This window comes from Nostocoides australiense Ben110, from assembly GCF_001050535.1.
Lineage (GTDB): Bacteria > Actinomycetota > Actinomycetes > Actinomycetales > Dermatophilaceae > Nostocoides_A > Nostocoides_A australiense.
Map to the genome: position 1 here is coordinate 2,755,999 of NZ_HG764815.1, position 3,741 is coordinate 2,759,739.

Here is a 3,741-nt window from a genome sequence, read left to right on the forward strand (position 1 = left end):
CCGGGCGCCTGGGCGTCCGGGGTCGCCGGCGCACCTGGCGCGGCCAGGGGCTCCGGGCCCGTGGGCGCGCTCCGGTCCGGCAGGCCGAGTCGCCACTGCATGGTGGGACTGTAATTGGCGCTTTCGGCCGCGCGCCTCCTGGAAGTTGAACTCACATCGACTTCACAGCTTCCATGGGGCGCGACCCTTGGCATGGTGTCACCCATGACCCAGGCCGTACCGGACCGTCCGACCGAGGCCGCATGCGAGTCGTCGGAGACGCCACAGCCCAGTCCGACACCGGAGCATGCGCGCTTGGCGGAGTCCCGCGGCGCCGATGCGCCGTGGCGGTTGTGGGGGCCCTATCTCGCGGCCCGGCAGTGGGGGACGGTGCGCGAGGACTACTCCGCCGACGGCGACGCCTGGGCGTCCTTCCCGTTCGATCACGCCCACACCCGCGCCTACCGGTGGGGCGATGACGGCATCGCCGGGCTCACCGACCGCTACGGCTTCCTCAACGTCGCGCTCGCCCTCTGGAACGGCCACGACGACCGGCTCAAGGAGCGGCTCTTCGGCCTGACCAACTCGCAGGGCAACCACGGCGAGGACATCAAGGAGTACTGGTGGCACCTGGACGCCACCCCCACGCACTCGTATGCCGAGACGCTCTACCGCTACCCGCACCGCGCGTTCCCCTACGAGCACCTGGTCACCGAGAACGCGGCCCGCGACCGCGAGCAGCCCGAACTGGAGTTGCTGGACACGGGGGTCCTCGAGGAGAACCGGTTCTTCGACGTCGTCATCCGTCACGCCAAAGGGGGTCCGGAGGACGTCCTCATCGAGATCACTGCGACCAACCACGGACCCGATGCCGCGCCGCTGCACCTGCTGCCGCAGATGTGGTTCCGCAACACGTGGGTATGGGGTCGCGACACCCGGGTGCCCAAGCTCAGTTTCGCGCGGGGCAGCGGTGATCAGGCCGCGGTTCTCGCCGAGCACGGCTATCTCGGCCGCTACCTGCTCGTGGCTGACGGGGAACCTCGGGTGTTGTTCTGCGACAACGAGACCGACGAGCAGGCGACGTTCGGGGCGAGCGGCGGATCGGCATACCCGAAGAACGGGATCGACTCCGCCGTCGTGCACGGCGACGCATCCAAGACCCGCCGCCACTACGGCACCAAGGCGGCCTTCTGGTGGCACTGGGACGCCATCGACCCGGGCGCGTCCGTGACCGTCCGGCTGCGCCTGACTCGAGTTGCTCGACGCCCTGGTGCACTCCGCCGACGGCTCGCTCGACACCCAGTCGGTCCTCTCGGAGGACCGTTTGATCCGCGTGCTGCGGCGCCTCGTCGACCCCGATGAGTTCCTCGCCGGCGGCGGGATCCGGTCGTTGTCGGCGGCCTACCGCGACGGCGCCGTCATCCGACTCGACGGTTCCGACCTGCCCATCGCCTACGTGCCGGGCGAGTCGCACTCGCCGATGTTCGGCGGCAACTCCAACTGGCGCGGGCCGATCTGGTTCCCCGTCAACGTCCTGCTGGCCGACGCTCTACGGACGTATGCCGCGGGGATGGCCTCCGATGTCCAGGTCGAGTTCCCGCACGGGTCGGGGGAGTATCGCCCGGTCGTCGCGGTCGCCGACGAGATCGACCAGCGGCTGACGGGCCTGTTCCGGATGGGTCCCGACTGGCGCCGCCCGAGCGACCCGCGCGACATCCCCACCGACCCGCTGTGGCAGGCCCACCCGACCTTCAGCGAGTACTTCCACGGTGACACCGGCGCCGGCCTCGGCGCCTCCCACCAGACCGGCTGGACCGCGCTGGTGGCGCACCTGATCTGCAAGCCGTGGCGGCGGCATACCGGTGCACTGTGACCAGCGTGTCCCGGAACAAGCCGTGACAAGGTGGTGTTGACCAGCATCGAGGGTCCGGATTCCGAGGGCCACGCGATCCCGCGCAGGAGGGGATTCACACCATGTCCATCAACGAGTCGCTCAAGAAGACCATCGACGACATCGACCTCGACCGGCGCGTCGAGGAGCTGAACCAGCTCGCCCAGAAGGCCGTCGCCGACGTCAAGGCGCAACTCGGCACGCTCGCGGGCGACAACCGGGGCAAGGTCGACGAGTGGGTCGCCAAGGCCACCGAATCGCTCGACGCCAAGACCGACGGCAAGTATCACGACAAGATCCAGAAGTTCAGCGTGGTCGTCGGCCAGACCGTCGACAAGGTGGCCGCCCAGCGCCCGGCCGGCGACGCGAGCGCGGACCGTGCCGGGGACGACGCTGCGACGCCAACGGCTTTCGAGCCGGAGTACATGCCCAGCGACGACCCCTGGTCGGACGCCACGATGCGCGACGCGACCCCGGCAGACACGCTCGCGGACGTCACGGTGACCGACGCCGAGGCCGCCGTCGACGGCGCCGACGAACCGGGTGCCGACCACACCGGGTGGCCACAGGAGCGCTGAGCAAACACATCGAGAGAGCGCGACACGCCCATGATCGGGTCTGATCATTGGCGTGTCGCGCTCTTTCGACGTGCTGGCTCTTTCGACGTGCTGCGTGACGATCGTCAGCCGTTGAGGATGCCCCCCAGCATGCCGCCACCGCCGCCGCCCTGCTCCTGACCGCCTTGGGGCACGCCCTCGCTCGGCTGGACCAGCACATAGCCCTGGCCGGTGAAGGCCATCTGCAGCATCTCGCCCGTGCCGCCGCGCAGCATCGAGCCGATGCCGCCGGTGTCCACCCGCACGTCCATCCGCACCCCGTTGGTCCACATGACGACCGCCTGGGCGTCGGCGAACGTGGGGGAGGAGGCGACGTCCAATGCCACCGGATCGCCATCGGTGGTGATCGCGACATAGCCGGTGCCGCGCAGGGAGACGTTGTAGAGCCCACCGGTCATGGCGGCGCCGCGGGCCTGGATCCGGTGGATGTCCCACTGGATGGAGTTGCTGAAGGCGAGCACATTGCGGCCGTTGACGGAGATCGCGTCGTCCTGCAGATACATGACCTGCACCTCCTGCGCCTCGTCGGCGAGGAACAGGTCGCCCTGCCCGGAGCAGGTCATCATCGTCACGCCCTCGCCGGTGACGGCGGACTTCAGGAAGCGCCCCATGCCCGAGCTCTGCTTGGTGAAGCGGACGTCGCCTTGATAGGCGACCATCGAGCCGGCCTTGGCCATCACCTCTCCGTAGCGCATGTCGACGCGCAGCATCTTCTTGTTCTGCAACGAGAAGGGATCCTGCGTCTCCTTCTCGCGGAAGTCCTGGAACAGCGACCCGTGGATGGTCATCTTTCATCCCCTGTATGTCGGCTCGCGAACGGTTCGCGAGCGCCTGCGCAAACGGTAGCGCCGGGCGGCGCCGCCGAATATGGTTTGGGCAAATCCGGTGTGTCCGACGAAGGAGAAGGCGATGGGGTTCCTCGACAAGGCCAAGGCGGCCGCGCAAGATCTGCAGCAGAAGGCCGACACGGCGATGGCGAACTCGGGACTGATGGGTGGCACGCCGATGGGCGGGCCGGTCGGCGGATCGGGGTACGGCGCGGGTCGCGGTGGGGGAGAAGGCGATCGGCTGCTGCGTGACCTCGGCGTGCTGACCTATCTCAACGCCGTGGGCCGGCCGGGATCGGCCGAGGACTACCACCGGATCATGGGTCAGTTGCAGTCGCTGGAGTCCTCCGGCGGGCTCAACCTCTCGCTCGCGCCTGCGGCGCCGGCCGGGTATGGCGGCCCGGGCGCCCCGCCGCCCCCGCCCGGT

General features: G+C 69.2%; 5 protein-coding genes. 4 read left to right on the forward strand and 1 reads right to left on the reverse strand.

The annotated features are described in order from the left end of the window. Positions 1–294: 294 nt before the first annotated feature. The 3 genes from BN11_RS25215 (at position 295) to BN11_RS13285 (ending at position 2,448) form a co-directional block, all read left to right on the forward strand. Positions 295–1,341 (forward strand): hypothetical protein, encoded by a 1,047-nt coding sequence (locus BN11_RS25215; protein WP_235435470.1) that lies wholly within the window; start codon positions 295–297, stop codon positions 1,339–1,341. After that, the gene (locus BN11_RS25220) at positions 1,313–1,852 is read left to right on the forward strand and encodes an MGH1-like glycoside hydrolase domain-containing protein (protein ID WP_048698406.1); all 540 of its coding nucleotides are present in this window, start codon (positions 1,313–1,315) and stop codon (positions 1,850–1,852) included. The genes BN11_RS25215 and BN11_RS25220 overlap by 29 nt, the downstream gene beginning before the upstream one ends. Before the next feature lie 101 nt (positions 1,853–1,953). Next, positions 1,954–2,448, forward strand: coding sequence for an Rv0909 family putative TA system antitoxin (locus tag BN11_RS13285; RefSeq protein WP_048698408.1), 495 nt, complete (start codon positions 1,954–1,956; stop codon positions 2,446–2,448). 104 nt (positions 2,449–2,552) lie between these two features. Here the strand turns inward: BN11_RS13285 and BN11_RS13290 are convergent, their stop codons facing one another. Next, complete coding sequence (locus tag BN11_RS13290) at positions 2,553–3,275, reverse strand: AIM24 family protein (RefSeq protein WP_048698409.1); 723 nt, start codon at positions 3,273–3,275, stop codon at positions 2,553–2,555. Between the two features lie 121 nt (positions 3,276–3,396). On the opposite strand from BN11_RS13290, the gene BN11_RS23825 reads away from it, so the two are divergent. Next, the coding region (locus BN11_RS23825; protein WP_048698412.1) for a hypothetical protein at positions 3,397–3,741 on the forward strand (345 nt) is incomplete at its 3' end.

Coding starts and splice junctions, on each gene's coding strand:
- BN11_RS13285 (WP_048698408.1), top strand. CDS start 1,954: ATGTCCATCAACGAGTCGCTCAAGAAGACCATCGACGACATCGACCTC.
- BN11_RS13290 (WP_048698409.1), bottom strand. CDS start 3,275: ATGACCATCCACGGGTCGCTGTTCCAGGACTTCCGCGAGAAGGAGACG.